Here is a 1,582-nt window from a genome sequence, read left to right on the forward strand (position 1 = left end):
GCCCCTACCCCAGAGGGCGGCAGCGACGGGCCGGGCAGCACGGCTGTGGGCCCTGCTGCCGGAACCGAACCGGCGCGAGGCACTGACAACCCTGATCGGGCTGGTGGAACGGGCCGTGACCGCGGCCGAGGCGGCTGCGGGAAGCCCGGGCGGGGGTGAGCGCGGTGCTGACCGGTGAGCGCGACGAGGGGAAGATCGAGGGTCGGCATCGTGACCGCCTGGCGATCGTCTATGTGCGACAGTCCTCGCGCCAGCAGGTTGCGGACCATGGCGAGTCCACGCGGCTGCAGTACGGCCTGGCCCAGCGGGCGCAGGCTCTGGGCTGGCCGTCCTCGCGGGTGATGGTGATCGACGAGGATCTGGGGCGGTCGGCGGCGAACGCGGCCGAGCGGCCGGGGTTCGCGCGCCTGGTCACCGAGATCACGCTCGGGCACGTCGGACTGGTGCTGGGCCTGGAGATGTCGCGGCTGGCCCGCGCCGGATACGACTGGCATCAGCTCGTGGAGCTGTGCTCCCTGGCCGGGGCGCTGTTGGCCGACGCCGACGGGGTCTACGATCCGAACTGGTACAACGATCGGCTGCTGCTGGGGTTGAAGGGCGCGATGACGGAGGTCGAGCTGCACCTGATCAAGCAGCGGATGGCCTCGGGCCGGCTGGCCAAGGCCGGCCGCGGACAGCTGGCGTTCCCGCTGCCGGCGGGCTACGTCCGCCGCTTGGACGGTGAGGTCGCCCTGGACCCCGACGAGCAGGTACGCGACGTGGTGCGCCTGATCTTCCGCCTGTTCGAGCAGCTGGGCACGGTGCACGCGGTGCTGCGGTTCCTGGTCGAGCACCGGGTGCAGATCGGGATGCGGGAGCGCAGTGGGCCGGCCAGGGGCGAGCTCGTCTGGCGCGCTCCGCACCAGCAGGGCCTGGTCAATATGCTGCGCAACCCGGCCTATGCGGGGATCTACGCCTACGGCCGCAGCCGCACCGATCCGGCCCGGCGCCTGCCCGGGTGTGAGCATTCCGGACGGGTGCGCGGCCTGGATGCCGGCCAGTGGCTGGTGCGCATCGACGGCGCCTGGCCGGCCTACATCAGCGTCGAGCAGTGGCAGCGCAACCTGGACCGGATGGCCGCCAACCGGGCCCGGGCGGCCAGTGTCGGCGCCGCCCGGGACGGCCCGGCACTGCTGGGCGGCCTGCTGCGGTGCGGGATCTGTGGCCAGCGCATGCAGGTCAGCTACGAGAGCACCCACAACGGCCTGATCGGCCGCTACGTCTGCCAGTTGCGCCACCACACCTACGGCGAGCCGCGCTGCCAGCAGATGGCCGCACGCTTCCTCGACGACTACATCACCTCCCAGGTCCTGGGCGCACTGGCCCCGGCCGCCCTGGAGGTGTCGGTGCTCGCCGCCGAACAACTCCAGGAACAGCGCAGCCAGGTCGACCAGATCTGGCGCCAGCGCCTGGAACGCGCCGCCCTCGCCTGCGACCGGGCAAGGCGCCAGTACCGACTGGTCGAGCCGGAGAACCGCCTGGTGGCCCGCCAGTTGGAGCGCGACTGGGAGGACGCCCTGGCCACCCGGGCACAACTGGCCGA

The 1,582-nt window shown here is 72.4% G+C and carries 1 protein-coding gene; it reads left to right on the plus strand.

The window, feature by feature from the left end:
* Nucleotides 1-155 precede the first annotated feature (155 nt).
* A partial coding sequence (locus tag ACFP2V_RS38615; RefSeq protein ID WP_381221448.1) for a recombinase family protein occupies nt 156-1,582 on the plus strand: 1,427 nt, incomplete at its 3' end.

Source organism: Streptomyces incanus (genome assembly GCF_042656345.1).
GTDB classification, from domain to species: domain Bacteria; phylum Actinomycetota; class Actinomycetes; order Streptomycetales; family Streptomycetaceae; genus Streptomyces; species Streptomyces incanus.